The following is a 1,199-nucleotide window of genomic DNA, read 5'->3' on the forward strand; positions in this document are numbered from 1 at the left end:
TACACAAAGCGGCGGCGACGTGTGCGGGTGGGTGGTGGTGGCCGTCCCCAGACCCAGGGCTTGGCGTGGGTGTTGAGCTGGGTGGTGGCCAGGTCGACGGCATGGATGATCTCGTCGGGGTCGGCGAAGGTCTGGCCGGCGAACGCGGCCCGACGTAGCAGTCGCCACCAGCCTTCCTGCAGGTTCAGCCAGCAGGCTTTCTTCGGGATGAACACCTGCTGGACACGCGGGTGGCGGGCCAGCCACTCGCGGACCTTCCAGCTGGTGTGGGTGCCCAGGTTGTCGGTGACCACCCGGATCGGGCCGCGAGGATTTGCTCGGGCGAGGTGGGTCAGCAACTGGATCCAGCCGTCGCTGTTGCGCGCCGGGGCGCAGCAGGTGACCTCGGTGCCGTCGCGGATGCGCAGGCCGCCGAAGACCCAGGTCTTCTCGCTGCCCCGGGAGTACTCCAGGGGTGCCTTGAGACGGTGGCCGTCGGGTGACCAGCCCGGCGCCGGCGGGAACGTGCGTGGGATCACCGGGCCGAGCTCGTCGGCGCAGATCACCGTGGTGCCAGCGGGCGGGTGGGTGTAGAGCTCGACGACCACCGCCCTTTTGGGACGAAGTCGGGGTCGGCGCTGTCGGCCCAGGAACGGGTGTGCCGCCAGCGCACCTTCTCGCGTACGAGAATGCGCCGGACCTGGCTGCGCTGGATCTGGATGCCCTCGGCCTGGGCGGCCTCGGTCAGGGTGTCCAATGTCCATTGCGCGCACCCGTCCGGGTCGGTGGCGTCCAGTTCACCGGCGGGGGTGCGTTCCAGCCGGCCCGGCGGGATGGAGCGGGCCAGCTCGATGATCTGGGAGCGTTCGGTCTCGGTGATCCGCCGGGGGCGGCCGGGTATCGGCTGGTCGGCCAGCCCGTCCAGGCCGTCGGTGTTGAACCGGTGCAGCCACTGCCGCACCGTCTTGGGGTGACAGCGCAGGGCGGCGGCGATCTGGGGGACGTGGTGGCCGGTCCAGCTGGCCGTGACGATCTGGGCGCGCAGGATCCAGTCGGCCGGAGCGTGCCGGGCACCCGCCAGCCGGCGGATCTTCTGCTCCTCGACCGGGTCCCGGGGCTCCCTCGCATACAAGAACTTCGGCATGACGTACTCCCTGTCAAAACAGGGCGATACCCGGGCTCAGCCGATCTACCCCAGCCTTTGAGGAACGTTGCACTAG

At 70.0% G+C, this 1,199-nt stretch carries 2 protein-coding genes; both read right to left on the reverse strand.

The features are described 5' to 3' along the window. Positions 1-587, reverse strand: a 587-nt coding sequence (locus AB1460_RS37620; protein WP_368967347.1) for an IS630 family transposase, incomplete at its 3' end; no start/stop codon positions are given. Next, a complete protein-coding gene (locus AB1460_RS37625; protein ID WP_368967349.1) occupies positions 542-1,123 on the reverse strand; it encodes a helix-turn-helix domain-containing protein in 582 nt (193 codons plus the stop codon). The genes AB1460_RS37620 and AB1460_RS37625, both read right to left, overlap by 46 nt. Between the last annotated feature and the right edge of the window lie 76 nt (positions 1,124-1,199).

This window comes from Parafrankia sp. FMc2 (assembly GCF_041008525.1).
In the GTDB taxonomy this organism is placed as follows: domain Bacteria; phylum Actinomycetota; class Actinomycetes; order Frankiales; family Frankiaceae; genus Parafrankia.